Annotated in this window: 1 protein-coding gene and 1 pseudogene; both read right to left on the reverse strand. The window is 57.3% G+C overall.

Annotated elements, in window-relative coordinates; all coding sequences use genetic code 11:
• Window positions 1-537 (reverse strand): PIN domain-containing protein (locus tag VBE63_RS30635; protein WP_323686723.1); only part of this gene is annotated, 537 nt, incomplete at its 3' end.
• Window positions 534-826 (reverse strand): annotated as a pseudogene (locus VBE63_RS30640) (hypothetical protein); the annotation flags it as partial. The pseudogene VBE63_RS30640 and the gene VBE63_RS30635, both read right to left, overlap by 4 nt.

An 826-nucleotide genomic window follows, 5' to 3' on the forward strand; every position in this document is an offset into this window, starting at 1 on the left:
ACGATGGATACCTTGCTCCAACTGCGGGCGCAGGGCGTCCTGCTGGGTCTTCAGGTCGATAAAGCCCATAGGTGACAAAGCAGCCTGCTCCCGCAGCCAGACAACCGCCTCTGACGGCGAAAGCTGAAGTAGCGAGGTGCCAGACGTATCGTAACGTTTGTCGTTGGTTACGATAGCCGTCGCTCCCTGCAACGCGCTCGCCGCCTTGACGATTTGGGCGTCTTCCAGGTCGTCATGGAGCAATAGGGCTCGATCTTGGTCAAACCCGAATGCGCTCAGCGGTTGAAGATCATCGAGTAGATTCAACAACAATTGCTTAACCGTCTTCTTCGCCTCAATCGGCTCCATGCCTTCCCGCTTGAACTGCCGATTAGCCACATATTGCAGCACATGCAGACTTGGACTTGCGATCCAGGTGAAGGCGTCACCGCGTTGCCGGCTTGCGACCAAGGCTGCAATTTCCAAAAGGTGGTCCTCCGGCTGACGCTCCAGCCAAAGATCCAGGACGACGTTGACATCAAAGACCAGATTCTTCATCGGCTGTACTTGTCCGCCAAGGCTTCAGTCAGTGTGGCTTTATCCTCTGCAGGACTCGCGACAGGTCTCGCCCTTGACATCGGCCCTAAGATTTGGCGGATCACTGTCAGAGTCGGCGCACCCGCTTGGCGAAAAGCCTCGGCGTCGGGAGTCACGGCTGAGGCTGTATCGAACCGACCTCCCTCGAGCTGTCCTGCCTCATCAATCGCCTCATCAGGCACCTCAACGACCACCCGTAGTGGGCCTTGCTTGAGCCTCAACGGCGTCAGAAATTCGAGTCTGCCCTGGT

The organism is Lamprobacter sp. (assembly GCF_034860625.1).
Taxonomy (GTDB): Bacteria; Pseudomonadota; Gammaproteobacteria; order Chromatiales; family Chromatiaceae; genus Lamprobacter.